Origin of the sequence: Hyunsoonleella ulvae (assembly GCF_016827605.1) — a bacterium.
Taxonomy (GTDB): domain Bacteria; phylum Bacteroidota; class Bacteroidia; order Flavobacteriales; family Flavobacteriaceae; genus Jejuia; species Jejuia ulvae.
On sequence record NZ_JAEPJQ010000005.1, the window covers coordinates 17,625 to 36,698 of the forward strand.

The window sequence follows — 19,074 nt, forward strand, 5'->3', positions numbered from 1 at the left end:
TTTATGGTAAAGATACAAAATGTTTAACAATTAAATAAAAAAGTTAAACAAAATAAAATATAGAACTATTTGATTTATCTATTTTAGGTTAACAGCACTGCTCATCTTTAACCAATTTACAGCTAGAAACCGCTACGATAGCTCCCAAAATTGGTGCAGAGACGTAGAGCCATAAAAATTGGAAATTGCCTGTAAAGATTGCTGGGGCTATAGAGCGTATAGGGTTCATGGATGCTTTGGTCATGGGGCCTGCAAACATGGCTTCAAGTAAAATTACTCCACCAACCGCAATGGCTGCCATAGTGCCTATTTCTTTACTGCCCGTAGATACGTTAATAATAACTACCATTAAGAAAAACGTAAGTAGAAATTCTAAAATAGCAGCTTTATAGGCTGGAAATCCATTTGCAGGTACTGTTTCTCCTAGGGTTTTACTTTCTGGAAATAAAAACCATAGTAAAGCTATGGCTAGAATGGCTCCTATGGCTTGGGCTAAAATGTATTTTGGGACCTTATTTAAAGGGAACTTTTTGGCAAAGGCAAAACCTATGGTTACTGCAGGGTTAAAATGCGCACCAGAAATTTCCCCAAAAGCGTAAATCATAGCCATAACGATAAGCCCCCATGTAATGGCAACGCCTACATGAGAGATACTACCTCCAGTGACTTCGTTTATAGTCATGGCGCCACAACCACAAAATATCATGGCGAAAGTTCCTATGGTTTCAGATAAGTATTGTTTCATGAGTATAAAATTCCAAAACTCAAATATCAAATTCCAAAATCTAAATTCCAAACAGCTGTTCCCAAATTTTTATATCAAAAGTTAGATGTTCTTCCTTAAGATAGGTTACGTGGGGGTTTCCCCTTATTTTAAGCTTTTGTTAACAATAAGCGATTTTAGTTTGGTTAATTTTATGGGATAAAACTTGATTATTAATAACTACTTAAAAATGAAAAAATTACTATTATTGTTTATGGCTTGTACCACTATGACTTCTGTACAAGCACAAATTGAAACCCCACAACCAAGTCCTACTGCTAAATTAGAGCAAAAAGTAGGGTTAACTGACGTAACCATAGCTTATTCCAGACCTGGTGTAAAGGGGCGTAAAATATTTGGAGGTTTAGTGCCGTATGGAGAATTATGGAGAACAGGTGCCAATAAAAACACCACTATTACCTTTAGCACAGCAGCTACTATTGATGGGCAAACACTACAAGCAGGTACTTATGCTATTTTCACTAAACCTGGTAAAGAAATGTGGGAAGTGTATTTTTACACGGATACTGAAAACTGGGGTACACCTAGAGATTGGGATGATAGTAAAGTAGCTGCAAAAACTACTGTAAAGTCTTATCCTGTACCTTTTAATGTGGAGACTTATGCTATGGATATCAATAATATTACCAATAGCGGGGGTACTTTGGAGTTTATTTGGGAAAAAACTTATGTGGCGGTTCCTTTTACATTACCAACAGATAATGCTGTTTTAAAAAGTATAAATAGCGTAATGGGAGGTCCAAGTGTAAACGATTATTTTTCTGCTGCGGTCTACTATTTACAAGAAAATAAAGACATTAAAAAAGCTAAAATGTGGATAGATAAAGCTGTGGAAATGACTAAGGATAAACCACGTTTCTGGGTATTGAGACAACAATCTTTAATTCATGCTAAAGCAGGGGCTAAAGACACTGCTATTGCTGCCGCTAAAAAGTCTTTAGAGCTTGCTGAAAAAGCAGGGAATAAAGGATATGTGAAAATGAATACAGATTCTTTAAAAGAATGGGGAGCTATGTAACACTAGATTTACGATTACAATTTAAGAGCGCAATTTTTTTAGGGTTGCGCTTTTTTAATATGACTATAAAAGTTGTTCAATTAATAGTTCCAACTTCTTCATATTTTGCTTGCTATACCCCGTTTTTATAGATACTATGGTTCCGTTTTTATCAATAAGAAAAAAAGTAGGAGCACTAACAACATTATAGGCTTCTGAGAATTTTTTCCCATTGGATAGGTTTTCATATTGAATATTTTGTTTTTTAATATAACTTATTAGCTCATCTGAAGTATTTTTTTCTTTAGTTTCAATGCCATAGAGCTTAAATTTTTTACCTCTATATTTTTCTTCAATTTTATTTAAGCTAGGAATTGAAGCCAAACATGGACCACATCCCTTAAACCAAAATTCTAATAAAATAACGTTTCCTTTCAGTTTAGAAATATTTATAGTATTTTCTTTATTAAGAACAGGCAATTCAAAACTTTTTATTTGCTTTCCTATGTTTTTCAGAACGGTATTTCTAAGTTTTTTATAATATTCGTTTGATGTGGTTATCAAATACCCGTCAGGATAAATTTTTTGTGTCCATTGATTCTCTTTAAATTTGAAATTCACATCAACATTCTCAATAGTTGTACTGGAAGTAGTATTTTCTCCCATAGGGCTTATATATTTATAGGGTAAAAGGGATGATTTATCAATAAACAAAAAATACGTTGAGTTGTAATCTATTCCTTTTTCATAATTATAATTCACGAAATTTATATAAGCATTTTTTAGAGTAAATTTATATCCATAACATGGTGTCCTATTGATTAAGGTATCATTTATTCTTTCCGTATGGATTTCTTTATTTTCAATAAATTTTGGGATGACGTTCTTTAGATAGTATAAACTGGAGATTAAAGGGTTATTGATTACATTAGTATCAGTTGTTTTTTTTACAATTACAACTTTTTCTTTATGCTTTATATTTTGTATGAGTTCTCCATTATATACCCTTTCAGCACTACTATTTAATAGATGATATTTTAGCTTATTTTTTGTAAAATCAAAAGCAAATAATGTGGTGTCATTAAAGATGGGGCGTCCATTTTCTTTTGCTTCTAATACGAAGAGTATTTTACTGTTTTAAGGTTGTTTAAATTATCAACAACACTATTTAAAATGTATTTATTTGATTTTGAGCATGATGTTAAACTAATGGAGATAATTATAATAGAAATATATATTTTCATTTGTTGTTCTTTTTAGTTTAAATTGATTGAAGTTTTAGAAGAGATATAGAAGTAATTAACATTAATCATTATCATCTAAAAAAAATAATTTCTCTACGGGCTGATTAAAGAGCTTAGCGATTTTTAGGGAAAGTACTGTAGATGGCACATATTTATTCTTTTCCATGGCGTTAATAGTTTGCCTGCTTACACCAATTTTTTTTGCTAAATCAGCTTGGGTCATATCGTGTATGGCGCGTTGTACCTTTATGCTATTCTTCATCGCTTCTAGATCTAAGTTTTAAGAAATTAAAGCGAATGATAAAGAATAGTAATGGAGTAAACATGTTGTAAACCAAAACGTGAAAAAAAGTGATATCGTATACAAATATAATGGTCAACATCAGTATAAAGTAATTAAAAACAATAGCCCAAACTAAAGAATCTTTTCTTAATTTATAAATGAATTCATCTTCAATTTTTTCTTTAGAAAATACAATGATAAGACCACCAATTATGATAGCTATAGACGTTAATTCACTAGATATACCAGTTTCAATAATTGCAAAGTATTCCATTTGCTTGATTCCAAGAGCGTAGTCATTAAAAATTGATAAAACTTTTGCCCTTATCGGCTCATGTTCATAATCCGAAAAAACAATTTTAAATCCTGATATTATTCCAGCTATAAATAGAAACCAGCCAAGTATCTTACACTTACTTGGTAATAAATAATTTGTTTTCATAATTGTTCGTTTTAAGATTGACAAAATAATTGATCTATCAAAAGTAAAACAAACTTTACATTTAGACAAATAAAAATTACATTAAGTCTTAAAAACTAGTCTTTTATTACTGTTTAGTATTGTAAATTGATACGAGAACGAACGTGGTCTAAAGTATTAATCAACTGTTTACTAAATTTAAAAGTCATCACATCGCTTTCAGTTTTACCATCAAGTAGAAGTTGATTAAAATGGATAGCCTCATAATTATAACCAATGGTGTTGTAACCAAAATCTAAAGTTTCATTAACACCTTCGTTAGGCACAAGCGTTACAGTTGTTGGCATATGAAACATGCTATTTATCTTAATAGTACCTGTTTCACAATAAAATATAGCTTCTGTAGGCGTATCTTCAGTTAAGGTGCTTTTTAAAAAGGCTTTTACATTATCGTCATACTTAAATACCATATTACATGAAGCATCTGCACCATTGTGAAAAAAAGAGGCTTTAGCATCAATGTGCTTGGGAATACCAAGAGTAGATAAGGCTACAAAAATAGGATAGATGCCAATATCTAATAAGCTACCACCGCCTAGGGATTTATTAAACAGTCTATGAGAATTATCAAAAGCACGATTGAATCCAAAATCGGCTTCTATTTTTAAAATCTCCCCATATTTTTTTTCGTTTAAAGCCTTTAGTACATATTGATAATGTGGTAAAAAATACGTCCATAGTGCTTCCATAAGCAGCACATTTTTTGCTTTAGCCTTAACTACCATTTCTGAGACTTCTTTGGCATTCATAGCAAATGGCTTTTCGCATAATACAGCAATACCGTGTTCTAAGCAAAGTAGGGTATTCTCTTTGTGAAGTGCGTGTGGTGTGGCGATATACACCGCATCTACATTTGGGTCTTTAGCTAAGGCTCCATAACTATCATAGGCTTTTACTGCATTGTATTTAGTGGCGAAGGCATCTGCTTTATTTTGGTTTCTGGAGGCAACAGCATAAAGTTTAGCGTTTTCAATAATCAGTAGATCAGTCGCAAACTTATGGGCAATATTGCCAAGGCCTATAATGCCCCAGTTTATGGTTTTAGGTAGTGGTTGATGGTTCATTTTTTGTAAATCCTTGTAGTGTACAAGCTATAAAAATAACAATAATACAGCCAACAAAATTTAACCATAAAAAAGGTAGGTTTATATATTCGTACTCATTTAATAGAAATAATGCAATCACGATATGCTGTGTTATTAGTGCCCCGATAAATACGGCATTACCTTTAACAAATTTGAAAAAGAACGCTAACAGGAAAATTCCCAAAACATTACCGTAGAAAATAGACCCTATGATATTTACTAACTGGATTAAATTTTCAGCAAGCTTTGCAACACAAGCTACAGCAATGGCAATAACACCCCATAACAGTGTAAACCACCTAGAAGCCTTTACCATCTGTTCTTCGGTTTTTTCAGAAACGTTTCTTTTGTACAAATCTATTGTGGTAGTGGAGCCTAAGGCATTCAATTCGCTTGCGGTACTAGACATAGCCGCACTTAAAATTACGGCTAACAGTAATCCTATTAAACCACGAGGTAGGTTGTTCAAAATAAAGTGAATAAACACATAATCTTTATCATTACTTTCTACTTTTAGTTCCTTGCTTTCTCCTGCTTTATCAATTAGGACTCTAGCTTCTTTGCGTAGCTCTTCATTTGCGGCATTAGCTGCTGAAATATATTTTGCAGCTTCTGTATTTTCAGAGTTCACATAGGCTTTTATAATTTTTTGCTTATCCCTAAAAATCTGTTGTTGTTCATTCTGAAGTTTTTTATAATCCTCGGCATATTCAGAATTTAAAACGACTTCGGTTGCAGTTGGATTAAAATTCACAGGTGCTTCATTAAACTGATAAAAGACAAATACCATCACACCAACTAGAAGAATAAAAAATTGCATGGGTATTTTTAAAAGACCATTAAAGACTAATCCCAATTGCATTTCTTTAACAGATTTTCCAGATAGATAACGTTGTACTTGGCTTTGATCTGTACCAAAATAGGAGAGGGCTAAAAACGTACCGCCAATTAGTCCAGACCATACCGTGTAACGGTTATCCAGATTAAAAGAAAAATCTAAAACCTCCATTTTACCACTAGCCCCAGCAATTTCTAGAGCTTTTTGAAATGTGATATCCTCTGGTAATTTGTCCACAATTAAAAAGAATGCCACTAACATTCCAGCAAAAATAATTACCATTTGATGCTTTTGCGTAACGTTTACAGCTCTTGTGCCACCAGAGACAGTATAAATAATTACCAAGACTCCAATAGCTATGTTTAGCGTTAGTAAATCCCAACCTAACACTACGGATAAAATAATAGCGGGTGCAAAGATGGTTATTCCAGCAGCTAAACCGCGTTGTATTAAAAACAGAATTGCTGCTAGCGTCCTTGTTTTTAAATCGAATCTATTTTCTAAAAACTCATAGGCTGTGTATACTTTTAGGCGATGGTACAGCGGAATAAATACCATGCAAATCACAATCATGGCAATGGGGAGCCCAAAGTAAAATTGAACAAAGCCCATGCCGTCGTTAAACGCTTGTCCCGGAGTTGATAAAAACGTTATGGCACTGGCCTGTGTTGCCATTACGGATAGGCCAATGGTCCACCATTTAGAGGTGTTGCCTCCTCTTAAATAGTCCTTTACATTTTTACTGCCCCGTGTTTGCCATGTACCGTAGGTAACTATGGCAATAAGTGTGATGGAAAGTACAATCCAATCTACCCAATTTAGCATGTGCATCATTTAAAAGGCTTTTGTGATAAGGTAGAACATTAAAAAATACAACAGGTTAGCTACTAAAACCACGGTGTAAAGTGTATTCCATTTTTGGTTTGGGGCGTCTTCTTTCATGTTTAATCTTCTAGTTTTAGTGAATTTTTAATCTCGTCTTTACCTAAAGATAGCATATTTGCGAATAATCGGTAGGCACCAGAAACGCCAGCAGGAAATTCCCTAAAAAAACTTAAGCCTGTATAGATATAATAACCCTTACCATGTTTTGCTATAAGTAAACTACCTTCTTTTGCCGGCTCATCTTTATCGTTCATAGATAGGATAGGCGTGAACTCTTTACCCCAACTATCAGCAAAATACAACCCACGTTCTTGTGTCCACCCCTCAAAATCTTTTTGGGTTATATTGTTGGGGAAATTAAGCACCTTATGGTCTGCCTGTAAAAAGCGTACTTCAGCATTTTCATCGGTTACACGATCTCTTGATAAATTTAAATCATAAGGTGCTAAATCTTGTGTTTTTAAACGATAGGATGTACTGTACTGTACAATAACATTACCTCCGTTTGACACAAAATCAAATAACTGTTGTTGCTTAAATTGTAAATCATCCAAAGTATTATGTGCCCTAATACCAACAACCACAGCATCAAACCTACTTAAGGTTTCAGGAGTAATTTCATCTGTAGTAATCACACGTACGTTATACCCAATTTGGCGCAAGCTTTCTGGTACTACATCTCCTGCACCTTGGATATAGCCAATATTTTCGCCACGTTTTTTAATGTCTAAGCGTACTACTTTGCTTTCACTGGGCAGCAACACGGTTTGGAATGGAATATGATCGTAATCTATCGCGATGAGTTCTCTAGTATAGTCTTTATCGCCAATATGTACAATCGGTCCAATAAACCCTTCGCTTTGTTTATTTGGAGGAATTACTGTAAATACCAAAGTTTGGGTTTCGCCTTTATGCGCAATACTCACTTTTTGTTTTTTGGGATAAACTTGCCAATCATTTGGATGGCATACTTCAACATCGCCCTCTAAATTGTCTCTGCCAGCCTTTACAACCACTGTAATATCTTGCTGGTTACCATTTTCGAAAATGAATACTTTTTCTTTGATTTTTGCTGAAGCTTCTGGAATGATTTCAAACGGACGGTATAATTCGCCTTTTTCTGGTTTTGAAAATCTTTGAATTACGGGTTTAGTGAACGTTATTGGAGTATTTTCTATGAGGAGGTTAAAAGCAACGTTATAGCGCCGTGGTGTTTCGGGATGTCCAATTAAAGTTTTATCCTCCACTTGATACATGCCTAAAGTGCCTTTTTTATCCAACCAATAGGGCGTTGTGGGAGTGGCATCCTCTTCTATTTTCAGCACTTCTTTAAATATAAATTTTGTATTATTATCTAGTACAATGTTTTTAGACACATTTGTACTACCCAAGTTGCCTATGCTTATTAACGATATAGGTACAGTACTTCTGTTTAAAACTTCTAAAGCCATATTTACCTTATCTCCAGCTGAAGCCCAATTGGTATCAGCAGAGGCTTCAAGGTATAATCCTGCACACATCTGGATGATGTGTTTTAATTCTTTAGTTTTTAACTGCTTCCAATGTTTATTGTCAATGTTTTGAAGTAGTTTATAGGCTTTCAAAAGGTCTGAAATATGTTCTGCTGGGTTTGTGAAATTAAAATTGGCTTCAACGTCATTTAAAATAGCTCCAATAGCGTTTCCGCCTTTTACACGATTCCATGAGGTATCTATTCCAGCAAATACATTATTGGTGTCATCAATAGGTTCTCCCTTTAAAAACTCAATATATTCGTTTTGGGTACCGCGTGTGGATATGCGCCCGAAACCCTGACATAAATGCTGACTGCTTGCTATGGATGCCAACTCGTTATTAGACATACCTTTAAGCGGGTAATACACCCCAATATCTAGTTTAAGCATATTGCCTTTATCAATTTTATTAAAAGCTTCTCTACTGCCGTAGCGCCACCAACTAGTATTGTAAAACAGGCGTTTTGGTTGCCATAATGATGTTTGCTGTAATTGTTCTGGATATGCAGTTGGGCTGTTAGCCAAATCAAAAGCTTCTATGCTTAGCATAGCTGAAGTGGTATGGTGCCCATGGGTTTTTCCTGCTCTTCTATGGTCAAATCTGTTGATAATGATATCTGGCTTAAATTTTCTAATGGCTAAAACCACATCACTTAGCACTTTATCTTTGTCCCAAATGTCTAAAGTCTCGTCTGGATGTTTGGAGTACCCAAAATCGTTAGCTCTAGTAAAACGTTGTTCTCCACCGTCTACACGGCGTGCCGCTAATAACTCTTGGGTGCGAATTACCCCTAAAAGTTCTCGTATTTCTGGACCTATCAGGTTTTGTCCCCCATCGCCTCTGGTTAAGGATAAATAAGCGGTTCGCGCTTTTACATGATTTGCCATGTATGCGATAAGACGTGTGTTTTCATCATCTGGGTGTGCTGCCACATATAAAATAGAACCCAAAACGTTTAGTTTTTGGATAGATTCATAAATTTCAGAAGATGAGGGTGTTTTTGGTTTTTGGGCTGTAATGAACGACAGTGTAAAAGTGGCTATTAGGACCGTGAGTACTCTTTTTTGCATAACTTTCTTTTAGCGGACTGCCAAATATAACTAAAGAAACCAGCAGGTGTGCTGGTTTTAATGTTTCTTTAACGGTATCTAAATTTGATGTCATTGTGAATGAAGTAAAGCCATCTGGTTCATTTGCACTATGATGTTTTCTAGTTGTATGGGATTTTACTTCGTCCTTCGTGCATCACTTTTGGATAATACTGCTATTTTAAATTTGTCTCATATTTTTAGGTTTTGCCTTTTCTTCTGGCTCTGGCGGAATTAGCATTTGGTGCTTGTCGTTAAAGAAGAGTTGCTGAATGGAATCCATACGTTTCATCATGTGTTGGATGCTTTGGTTATGGTCTATAAACCCTTTTTGAAAGAAATTGTCTGGATAAGAACCACCACCTGAGATAGAATCTTTTCCAAAAAAATCATCGAAAAAAGAGTTGTTAAAAAGCGAATGATTATTGAAATGCTGCTGGAATTGTAATTTTAGGCTATCGCTTAGTTTTCCGTTTGATGAATAGCTGTAGGAGTAAATAGAATCGTAGCGTTTTAGGTTTCCAAATTCATCATACTCTTTGTTAACGGTAATGTTTTCATCGGGTGTAACGGTGCTTTCTTTTGTTTTTTGTTTTGAGTTGTCTTGCCCTGAACAATTAAAAAATAACAGACAAAACAACAATAAGAGTTTTAAGGTTTTCATCTTTACTTATTTTTTAAAGAACTCATCTTTACTTTTTATAATTTGCTATAAAAATGTTCTTTTGCATCCATATTTCACATTTTTTAGTTCCGTAGCTCTGCTATGCAAAGAAAAAACTGTTTCATAGGGGTCACAAAACATCTATTTTTCGCTTAAATCAAAAAAGTCAAGATGAGTTCAAATTATATGTTTAAAACATGAAGGAATTTTCAAAAAATATGCCAGATGGGTTGGAGTAAATGTTATGTGTTTTAAAAATGTCAAGTTGGCAGGATTCTAATTTACAACCACTTTTTACGTTTAAAATAATAGAGTAAGGCAGCAAAAATTACAACCATAACTCCCCAGACAATATAGTAACCGTATTTGTAGTGCAACTCTGGCATATGCTGGAAATTCATACCATATACTCCAGCGATGAACGTGAGTGGTATAAATATGGAAGCCATTATGGTTAACACTTTCATCACTTCGTTCATTTTATTACTGATGGAAGTCATGTACATATCCATTAAACTCCATATCATTTCCCTGTATATATCTATGTTTTCTGAAACTTGTACGAGGTGATCGTAAATATCGCGATAATAGGTAAGTGTTTTTGGGTGTATAAGGTTGTTGTCGTTTTTTTCAATGCGGTTAAGCACTTCACGCAAGGGAAATATGGCACGGCGTACCCGTAATATTTCACGTTTTAAATCTTGGATATTTTTACTGGTATCTTCTTCTACTTCATTAGAGAAAATAGCAGTTTCAAAATCTTCTACCTTATCACCTAAAATCTCTATAACACTAAAGTAATGGTCCACAATGGCGTCTATGAGGGTGTATAGTAAATAATCGGCAGACATGCTTCTTACACGTCCTTTGGCGTGCCTAATTCGGTCTCTTACGGTATCGAACACATCACCCTCGGATTCCTGAAAAGATAGCACATAATTTTTTCCCAAAATAAAACTTACTTGCTCTGAGACGATGTTTTTATCATTATCGTAATACAACATTTTAAGTACTAGAAAAAGGTAATCGTCAAACTCGTCAATTTTTGGGCGTTGTGCAATGTTAACAATATCCTCTAAAACCAGCGGATGTATATTGTAGTGTTGCCCTAGTTGTTCTATTTGTTTAACATGGTTTAGTCCGTTTATGTTTATCCAAGATACGGTAGGCGTGTCTTTAAAGTTGAATACATGCTCTACGCTTTGCAGCTGGGTTTCGGAGCAATTGTCTTTGGTAAAATCGAAAGCTTCCAGAAAAAGCTGACTTTTTACTTTTTCTCCTGTGTAAATAACACTACCCGGGACTTGCCCTAGCTTTTTCTTGGAACGGTATATTCTTTGTCGTGGCATAAGTGATGCGTCTTGTTAAAGATAGGGTTATTTAAACGATATCTGCACCATCATCACTGTTTTCATGATCTATAGCATCTTTTTCCACTAGGGTAACTGCTTTTTGAAGCATGAGATTATTGGGGTAGGTTACCAAATCGCCATTGTCTAGCCTTAAGTGCAACTGAAAGGCACGTATATCCTCAATGATGGCTTTTACAGGGAAATCCTTGTCGTGAATTTCTATTTTATCGCCTACTTTATATGGAAAATTAAAAAACATGATGATACCAGACGTTACATTGCTTAATATGGACCAAATGGCAAAAAGGGCAATACCAATAATGGCAAATACAGAGGAAAATATAACGGCGATATCCTCGAATTCGGCTCCTAGAACAAAGCATTCCATTAGGATACCTATTAAAAAGAGGCTCACTGTTACATATCTGCGCATAAGTCTTATCCTTGCGTCATTAATACCGCTTTTACCGCCTATTTTTTTTATTAAGATGTTTGTAATTAAACCAATAATAAAGAGTATTCCTATTACAAACGCTGTGCGAATAAGCTCTGTTTGGTAGGTTTCAATAAAGTTAGCAATCATAATTCTGGTGGATTATGATACAAAGATACACCCAAATTAGTTTAGTTGTAAAGTGTCTCGCAAAACTTCGCTTGCGTTATTGTTTTGTTGCCAATAGGGAGAGGTTATGGTTTTAAGTTTTGTGGCCTTGGTTTTCATGGTTTTAGAACCGCTTTTAAAAGTTTCTTCCCAACTTAAGATATCGTATGGAAATTTAGGGTTGTAATTAATTACCAAGGTTCTGTTTAAGTCTTTGTAGGTTAGTGTGTAACTATTTTCGGTAGTTTTGGCCATTGCTTGGTAAGGTTTTATTTTTACATGTTTCATTCTGGTAAACTCAAACGATGGTATTACCGAAATGTTTCCTGTTGGTAACGATTTTGGATTGATACGTAATTGGGTCCATAACTCATTTTCTAAAATGGTTTTATCTAGTTTGAATTGCTCATCGGCTTCTCCTTGAAAATAGGAATGCGACATGATGTTAAACTGTTCCTTGTTGTTTAACTGGGCATATATATGGCCACACCATTCCTGCATAGAGCTTGATACTTTTAGTGCATGCTGGTTATTCGCCACAGGATAAAAGGTGCTCTGCATAATAGAGTATGGGTAAATACCCGTATTGAAGTTTTTAGTGGCATTTAGTTTTAATACGGGAATGTTGTTACTGCTCTGGTAATCGGCTTTTACCTGTACCTCTGGAAGAAAATCTTCGGTTACATATATTAAAACGGCTTTACCTTCTCGTATTTCACCATAGCGGGCTTGTTCTAGTTTATAGGATGAAATTTCTGCTTTACCCGCATACCAGTAGCCTTTAAATTCTTGGGATAAGGGCTGGGCTGGTTTTTTTTGCGCCGTGTGGGTGTTAACGGCTAGTAAGTCTTTATTTGCTTTTTGGTTGTTACATGCAGTAAATACTAATAGCAATGCAAGCACTACTATTGGTTTTAATATCTGTTTCATAGCATTATTTTTTATAAAATTACAAACTTACTTAAGGTCTGCAATAGCATTTAACGTTTTGTAAACAAGATGTATAGGTAAGCCCATAACATTAAAATACGAACCTTGAATGTTTGTGACGCCTATTTGCCCTATCCAATCTTGTATACCATAAGCGCCTGCTTTATCAAAGGGTTTGTGTTGTTTTATATAATAGTTTATCTCTTGGTCGCTTAATGCTTTAAAGCTTACTTTTGTTGTGCTATGTAGTGTTTTTTCATAGTTTGCTGTAGTAAAACAAACCGAGGTAATTACCTCGTGGGTCGCATTGCTCAAGGATTTTAATATGGTAAATGCTTCGGTGGCATCTTTTGGTTTACCCAAAGCTATGTTGTTGTGCCAAACTATAGTGTCACTAGTAATTAATATATCATGGGATTGCAGCTCATCTTTAAATGGTAATGCCTTTAATTGTGCTAGATAATTACTGATTTCAAAGTGTGTTAGACGTGGTGGGTATTCTTCTTTTACAGATTTTAATCGTATTTCAAAATCTACATCAAGTGCTTTAAAAAACTCTTGCCTCCTTGGAGATTGTGAGGCTAGAATGATGTTGTAATCTTTTAATTTTTCCCTGAGCATTTGACAGTTAGTTGTTAGTTGTGAAATTACAAAATAAATGCATAGCCCAATAGCGACAGCATACCAAATAACATAATCCATTTGTATAGGGTAGATACATGATGAAAGTGTTGTTTGGTTTTTGCGCTGAATAATTTTATACCAACATACATTAAAGGACCTATTACTGCACCTAAAAAATAGATGAGCATGAGTGGTTGCTTATAAAACCCTGAAACTGCATAAAATATAAGTATTGCCAGTGAAATACTGTTTAGAACAATCACTATGTTCCTGGTGCGTTCCCTGCCAATCGCAATGGGTAGGGTGTAAATTCCTGTTTGGTAATCGCCATCTATATCTTCAATATCTTTTACCATTTCCCTTAGTAGATTTATCATGAAAGCAAATACGGCGTAGTCCATAATAAGCTTAAAAAAGGTTATTTGTATATCTCTGTTAAACTCGGTTATTGTTGGGATAAGTTCGAATAACCCAACGATAAGAATACTTGTGGCTACTAATATTGAAATTAAAATATTGCCTACCAGAACTATGCTTTTTAAGTAAGATGCATACATATACAGTAAAGCAGAAATAAGTACAAAGATGGTAAAAAAGGCACTTTTGCCTACACTGTGTGAAATGTAGAAACCTACAGCTATGCCTATGCAATTACAAGTTATAAATATGGTATAGGCGGTTTTCTCTGAAATGGTTTTCCCAACGATAACCTTGTTGGGTTTATTGATGTTATCAGTTACTACATCATAAATATCATTGATGATGTTACCTGCAGCTGCTATGGCTATTGTAGCTAGAATGAGTAATGTAATACCCAAGCCATCTAAAGCTACCGAGACGCCAAATGGTGCTAGAAGTGCATACTTTAGTAGTAACTGTACCAATACAATCATTACTAAATTTTTCCAGCGAATGAGATTTAAAACTTTCAATATATAATGGGTGTATTTCTATTGTCGATAGCAGTAAATAAATAAGTACGCACAAGGAAAAATAAGATGATGATTACGATAAGGGTAATAATAGCGGAGATGACAACTTTGCGTTTTTCTGCTTTTCTAATTTTATTTTTAATAAGCGCCTTGTCCGTTTTAGAGAGTTTTTCGTGTTTAAAGTCGAGTTTAAAATGATAATGAGACGCTTCATGTAGTCTCTCTTTTGCTGTTGTAAACGGATTGTCGTTTTTCTGATTAAAATTACTTTGCTTGTTCCCAAAGCCTATATAACCAAATCCTATGCTAATACGTCTACTTTTACGTCTCATGTATTCAAATTTCAAGAACTAAATTCAAAAATAGCGTGGCTAGTTTTTAATAATTCCAAATCTTTTTTATGTTTCCATTTTCGAAATATTCAATTGACTCTCCATTCAACTTGCCATTCTTGTAATTCCATTCAATCTTCTTTTTACCATTTTTGTAATATTCAGTTGATATTCCTTCAGGAATTCCATTTTCATATTTAAAATCTATTTTCTTTTCTCCAGTTATGTAATAAGCTACACCTGAAACTAGAATATCGTCTTTGAATATCCATATTGTATTTTTCTCTCCAGTTTCATAATATCTAATTGCTGCCCCTTCTTTTTTTCCATCTTTAAAAGTGTATTCTTGAAGAAGCTTTCCGTTTTTAAAATAAGATTTCCCTTCAACTAGCTTTCCATTTTTATAATTCCAGTCAGAATATGTGCCATCTTTGTGGTATTCCTTTGAAATTCCATTTAGTATATTATTTTCATATTTCCATTCTATTTTTAACCCTCCATCTTCATAAAACTCTTTTGTTATTCCATTAAGTTGATTTTGAGAGCTGTTAGATGTTTCAACTGCTTTTTTTGATGAAGAGCAAGAAGTTATAATTACTAAAAATATTATATGTAAAATTTGCTTTTTCATTATTGAAAATTGGTTGTAATTTAAACTAATCATACTTTGCATTAAAATTACCGTCCCACTTATCCTGTACTTTTAATACTTGCTCAATAACATCTCGTACTGCACCCTTACCACCGTTTTTATGTGATATGTATTTAGAAATTGCCTTTATCTCTGGTACTGCATCTTGCGGACAGCAGGGTAGGCCTATAGCTTTCATAACAGGGTAATCTGGAATATCATCTCCCATATATAGCACATTTTCAGCATTCACATTCTTACGGTTGTAGTAATCGTTTAACTGTTCAATTTTGTTGTGCGCACCCATATAGATATCTGTAATACCTAAACCTGCCAAACGTTTTTTTACACCACCGTTACTACCTCCGGTAATGATACAAACATTAAAACCTTTGTCTACAGCGGTTTTAAGGGCATAACCGTCTTTTATACTCATGGTACGAAGCATTTCCCCTGATGATGTAATGTGTACTGTACCGTCGGTTAACACACCATCAACATCAAAAATAAACGTGGTAATTTGATGCAAATATTCTTTATAACTCTTTTCCGCCATGTGTATTCTGGATTGATTTGGTTATTAATTTATAAATGTCTTTATGTGTTTCGCTTTTTAAAAGCTTGAGGTGATTCTTAATGGTTTTTTGGTCATTACGCTTTGCTGGACCTGTTTGCGCCATATAAGGCGACAAATCTTGTACCTTTTTAGCAGTTTCTAAGATAAGAGGTTTTAAAAGATCGAACTCTGTTGCTTCAGACTCTGTAATTTCATGAGCGATACGGTACATTTGGTTTGTAAAATTATTTACAAATACCGCAGCTAAATGCAATACCTTGCGTTGGTCTGTATTTACTTTTTTTACTGGGCAGCCAAGGCTAAGGGCTAGGGTTTTTAGTGTATGGTAGTCTTTCTTATCTAAAGTTTCTATACAGATGGGGATTTCAGAAAAATCTAAATCTGCAGTTTTAGTGAACGATTGTAAAGGATAAAACACACCGCGTCTGTGTTTCTTATCCAAATCATGTATATTGATACTTCCTGCTGTATGGACTACTAATTTATTTTTAAATGGTAAAGCCGAGGAAATAGGAGCAACAGCTTCATCACTAACTGAAATAATGTAAACATCGGCCTCTTCCAAAGTTTTCAAATCGTTTGTGATATTAACTTTGCTCTTGTATTTTGATATCACACCTAAACTTCTGTTAAACCATTGTTTTACAGAAATTTGACTATTGTCATTAAAAGCTTTAAATAAATGTGTGCCTACGTTGCCAGCACCAATGATGGTTACAGAAATCATGATGCTAAAATACTAACGAATTATGAATTACGAATTACGAATTGATAATTTTTATGGTTCTAGAATTGCTTAAAGTTTTATTTTTGAAACATGGAAAGACGAGACATAAAAACAAGGGAAGATGTATTTTTGTTGGTAGAAACATTCTATCTAAAAGTTAGACGTAATGAAATACTTGCCCCTTTTTTTAATGAAACTATAAGTGATTGGGATGCACATTTAGACCATCTTACTACCTTTTGGGAGTCTAGTTTGTTTTTGAAAACGCGTTATATGGGAGATCCCTTAATGGCCCATATTGCGGTAGACCAAACGTTTAACCATTCTATTTCAGAACTGCATTTTGGTATATGGCTCAACCTGTGGTTTGAAACCATTAACGAGCTATTTGAGGGTGATTATGCTGAAAACGCAAAACGGCGTGCTAGGAAAATGGCAACATTTATACATTTAAAGATTTTTGAGGCTAGGCCATAGTGGTTATTCGAAACCTAGTGAAGCTTTTTTATCAGGAATTTTTCTTTACGGATGCTTAAGCTTCATTACAGACCATATTTAGTCAATAATTTTCATCATCCTATAATCATCCATCATAAAACCATTACCTATATCTATACAAATGGCTTCTAGGATTTTAAACCCCATACTTTCGTATGCCTGTATGGTGTTTACATTGTTTTTATTCACAGTTAAAGTCACAGAGTCACAATCAAACACCTTGGCTTTAGCCTCTAAAAATTGCATTGCGCTTTTTCCAATGCCTTTACCTCTAAAGGTTTTCAAGACGTAAATCTTGCTTAAAAAAAGTGTTTTACGGTCTTTTTTTATTGAGATATAACCAACTTCAATATTATCTTTTTTTAAAATAAAATATTGAAACCCATCTATGGTTTGCTGTTTTATACTATGTGCAGATTGAAATTTGTTCAACATATATATCACTTGGGCTTCTCCTATAATAGGGGTGTAGTGTTGCTGCCAAATAGTATTTGCAAGAGTTTCAATAGTTGCAAAATGTTGGTTGTTTGTGGCTTTAGTGAACGTTATCATATCACATATAAAAATATCATAAAGAAATGACATACGGCACCAGCAAGGACAAACAAGTGCCAAATTACATGATTAAATGGTATTTTTTCTACCGCATAAAAAATGATACCAACAGTATAAGCTAAACCCCCGGCAAACAAAAGTAAAATACCATTACTGTGCATAATTTGTGATAAGGTAGAAAAATCAAACACAATAAGCCACCCCATAACTAAATAGAGTAAGGTAGAGAAGATCTCAAATTTACCTGTAAAAAATGTTTTTAAAACAACCCCAAAAGTGGCAATGCCCCAAACAATATAAAATAGAGTCCATCCAGAGCTTTGCTCTAACATAATAAGTAATACCGGCGAGTACGTACCAGCAATTAAAAGGTATATGCTAATGTGGTCTATAACTCTTAGAAAACGTTTTTTGCACTCATTTTTTGCAGCATGGTAAAATGTAGATGCTGTAAATAGTATAATGATAGAAAACCCATAAATAACAACACTTGTTAAGCTGTAATCGGTTTTTCGGGTATCAAAAACTATAAGAAGTACCAAGGCAACAACGCCAAATGCAGCACCAATTGCATGCGATATGGTATTTAACTTTTCTTCAACAGCAGATTGAATACGCATTACTGTTCGGTTTTAGGTGCGTTGTACACCCATTTATCAGTCAGCTTGTAAAAGTCAATCTCTAATTTAGATTTTTGACGTTCTAACCTACCACTTTGAAAGTTACGTTGTAAAATATCCTCTATTAAATAATCTTCTTTATCATTCCAAGGGTCAAACTCCTTCTTAAGTTTTATATCAAACACATTGGCGGTGGTGTTATACCAAAACGCACGCCAACCATTACGCAGTTCTTTAACTAAATCAAAGGCTGTACGTCCCGTTTGTCGGTGTATCAGTTTTACCAAAATTTGGCCTTCCGTACGGGTTAATTTCTTTAACTCATCAGAAAACTCGCCTTCAATATATTTTTGTACTTTTTTTGTGTAGCGCTTCTTTTCGCGCTTTTTAGTGAGTTTAGCAAGATGAGTTGTTAGAGAGTCCAAACGCTCCGCAGCCATTTTAGCGTAGGGATATACTTTAATCGTTTTACGTCTTAAAATTAAATAGCGAATTCTATCTTTTTTACTGTCAAATTTTAATTTGTGAAGCAGCATTACTTCGTCTAAATCAATCGCCGTTTTAGGTATAGAATCGCCCTCAACGATAATATAAGTTACGTCGGTAGAATCCTGTTCTACTTCATTCACTTGAGAAAACGCCAAAACAGGCAACAACAGCAGTATGTATTTTAAATAATTCATGCTAAAACCTTTGGAGCAAAATCAGTACCAAAATTAAGAATTTACAAGTTGTTTCGCTTTAAAATCAATATTATTTTTTGGGCATTACCCTCGATGAATATACTGTAAGTTTCATAACATCTTGTTGCTCGGGTCGGGCTTTACGTTA

General features: G+C 34.3%; 22 protein-coding genes. 2 read left to right on the top strand and 20 right to left on the bottom strand.

Features of this window, described 5'->3' with window-relative positions; all coding sequences use genetic code 11:
- Positions 1-88: 88 nt before the first annotated feature.
- Positions 89-745 carry an MIP/aquaporin family protein gene (locus JS605_RS12935; protein WP_203258144.1) on the bottom strand — a complete coding sequence of 219 codons (657 nt, stop codon included), beginning with the start codon at positions 743-745 and terminating at the stop codon, positions 89-91.
- Between the two features lie 208 nt (positions 746-953).
- On the opposite strand from JS605_RS12935, the gene JS605_RS12940 reads away from it, so the two are divergent.
- Positions 954-1,802 (top strand): DUF2911 domain-containing protein, encoded by an 849-nt coding sequence (locus tag JS605_RS12940; protein WP_203258145.1) that lies wholly within the window; start codon positions 954-956, stop codon positions 1,800-1,802.
- Between the two features lie 63 nt (positions 1,803-1,865).
- Here the strand turns inward: JS605_RS12940 and JS605_RS12945 are convergent, their stop codons facing one another.
- The 16 genes from JS605_RS12945 to JS605_RS13020 form a co-directional block, all read right to left on the bottom strand.
- The gene (locus JS605_RS12945; protein ID WP_203258146.1) at positions 1,866-2,543 is read right to left on the bottom strand and encodes a TlpA family protein disulfide reductase; all 678 of its coding nucleotides are present in this window, start codon (positions 2,541-2,543) and stop codon (positions 1,866-1,868) included.
- Between the two features lie 543 nt (positions 2,544-3,086).
- Positions 3,087-3,287 (bottom strand): helix-turn-helix transcriptional regulator, encoded by a 201-nt coding sequence (locus JS605_RS12950; protein WP_203258147.1) that lies wholly within the window; start codon positions 3,285-3,287, stop codon positions 3,087-3,089.
- Positions 3,277-3,750 (bottom strand): hypothetical protein, encoded by a 474-nt coding sequence (locus tag JS605_RS12955; protein WP_203258148.1) that lies wholly within the window; start codon positions 3,748-3,750, stop codon positions 3,277-3,279. The genes JS605_RS12950 and JS605_RS12955 overlap by 11 nt, the downstream gene beginning before the upstream one ends.
- Before the next feature lie 113 nt (positions 3,751-3,863).
- Positions 3,864-4,853 carry a Gfo/Idh/MocA family protein gene (locus JS605_RS12960; protein ID WP_203258149.1) on the bottom strand — a complete coding sequence of 330 codons (990 nt, stop codon included), beginning with the start codon at positions 4,851-4,853 and terminating at the stop codon, positions 3,864-3,866.
- On the bottom strand, positions 4,831-6,543 hold the full coding sequence (locus JS605_RS12965) for a sodium:solute symporter (protein WP_203258384.1): 1,713 nt from the start codon (positions 6,541-6,543) through the stop codon (positions 4,831-4,833). The genes JS605_RS12960 and JS605_RS12965 overlap by 23 nt, the downstream gene beginning before the upstream one ends.
- A gap of 113 nt (positions 6,544-6,656) precedes the next feature.
- Positions 6,657-9,182, bottom strand: coding sequence for a PIG-L family deacetylase (locus JS605_RS12970; protein ID WP_203258150.1), 2,526 nt, complete (start codon positions 9,180-9,182; stop codon positions 6,657-6,659).
- Positions 9,183-9,381: 199 nt separating this feature from the next.
- On the bottom strand, positions 9,382-9,864 hold the full coding sequence (locus tag JS605_RS12975) for a hypothetical protein (protein ID WP_203258151.1): 483 nt from the start codon (positions 9,862-9,864) through the stop codon (positions 9,382-9,384).
- 281 nt (positions 9,865-10,145) lie between these two features.
- On the bottom strand, positions 10,146-11,213 hold the full coding sequence (gene corA, locus JS605_RS12980; protein WP_203258152.1) for a magnesium/cobalt transporter CorA: 1,068 nt from the start codon (positions 11,211-11,213) through the stop codon (positions 10,146-10,148).
- Between the two features lie 31 nt (positions 11,214-11,244).
- Entirely contained in the window at positions 11,245-11,799 is a 555-nt protein-coding gene (locus JS605_RS12985) for a mechanosensitive ion channel domain-containing protein (RefSeq protein WP_203258153.1), read from the bottom strand.
- Between the two features lie 36 nt (positions 11,800-11,835).
- Positions 11,836-12,747 (bottom strand): septum formation inhibitor Maf, encoded by a 912-nt coding sequence (locus JS605_RS12990; RefSeq protein ID WP_203258154.1) that lies wholly within the window; start codon positions 12,745-12,747, stop codon positions 11,836-11,838.
- Positions 12,748-12,774: 27 nt separating this feature from the next.
- A complete protein-coding gene (locus tag JS605_RS12995) occupies positions 12,775-13,368 on the bottom strand; it encodes a Maf-like protein (protein ID WP_203258155.1) in 594 nt (197 codons plus the stop codon).
- A gap of 26 nt (positions 13,369-13,394) precedes the next feature.
- Positions 13,395-14,303 carry a geranylgeranylglycerol-phosphate geranylgeranyltransferase gene (locus JS605_RS13000; protein WP_203258156.1) on the bottom strand — a complete coding sequence of 303 codons (909 nt, stop codon included), beginning with the start codon at positions 14,301-14,303 and terminating at the stop codon, positions 13,395-13,397.
- A complete protein-coding gene (locus JS605_RS13005; protein WP_203258157.1) occupies positions 14,300-14,635 on the bottom strand; it encodes a hypothetical protein in 336 nt (111 codons plus the stop codon). Before JS605_RS13005 ends, JS605_RS13000 begins: the two co-directional genes overlap by 4 nt.
- Positions 14,636-14,681: 46 nt before the next feature.
- Positions 14,682-15,266 (bottom strand): toxin-antitoxin system YwqK family antitoxin, encoded by a 585-nt coding sequence (locus tag JS605_RS13010; RefSeq protein ID WP_203258158.1) that lies wholly within the window; start codon positions 15,264-15,266, stop codon positions 14,682-14,684.
- Positions 15,267-15,291: 25 nt separating this feature from the next.
- On the bottom strand, positions 15,292-15,822 hold the full coding sequence (locus JS605_RS13015; RefSeq protein WP_203258159.1) for a KdsC family phosphatase: 531 nt from the start codon (positions 15,820-15,822) through the stop codon (positions 15,292-15,294).
- The gene (locus JS605_RS13020) at positions 15,803-16,570 is read right to left on the bottom strand and encodes a Rossmann-like and DUF2520 domain-containing protein (protein WP_203258160.1); all 768 of its coding nucleotides are present in this window, start codon (positions 16,568-16,570) and stop codon (positions 15,803-15,805) included. Before JS605_RS13020 ends, JS605_RS13015 begins: the two co-directional genes overlap by 20 nt.
- A 90-nt stretch (positions 16,571-16,660) precedes the next feature.
- Here JS605_RS13020 and JS605_RS13025 point away from each other — a divergent pair, with 90 nt between their 5' ends.
- Complete coding sequence (locus tag JS605_RS13025) at positions 16,661-17,047, top strand: group III truncated hemoglobin (RefSeq protein ID WP_203258161.1); 387 nt, start codon at positions 16,661-16,663, stop codon at positions 17,045-17,047.
- Positions 17,048-17,125: 78 nt separating this feature from the next.
- Here the strand turns inward: JS605_RS13025 and JS605_RS13030 are convergent, their stop codons facing one another.
- Genes JS605_RS13030 through JS605_RS13040 form a run of 3 tightly spaced genes read right to left on the bottom strand, consistent with a single transcriptional unit; the run spans position 17,126 to position 18,926 of the window.
- The gene (locus JS605_RS13030) at positions 17,126-17,620 is read right to left on the bottom strand and encodes a GNAT family N-acetyltransferase (RefSeq protein WP_203258162.1); all 495 of its coding nucleotides are present in this window, start codon (positions 17,618-17,620) and stop codon (positions 17,126-17,128) included.
- Entirely contained in the window at positions 17,617-18,243 is a 627-nt protein-coding gene (trhA, locus tag JS605_RS13035) for a PAQR family membrane homeostasis protein TrhA (protein WP_203258163.1), read from the bottom strand. Before trhA ends, JS605_RS13030 begins: the two co-directional genes overlap by 4 nt.
- A complete protein-coding gene (locus tag JS605_RS13040; protein ID WP_203258164.1) occupies positions 18,243-18,926 on the bottom strand; it encodes a DUF4294 domain-containing protein in 684 nt (227 codons plus the stop codon). Before JS605_RS13040 ends, trhA begins: the two co-directional genes overlap by 1 nt.
- Positions 18,927-19,074: the final 148 nt, after the last annotated feature.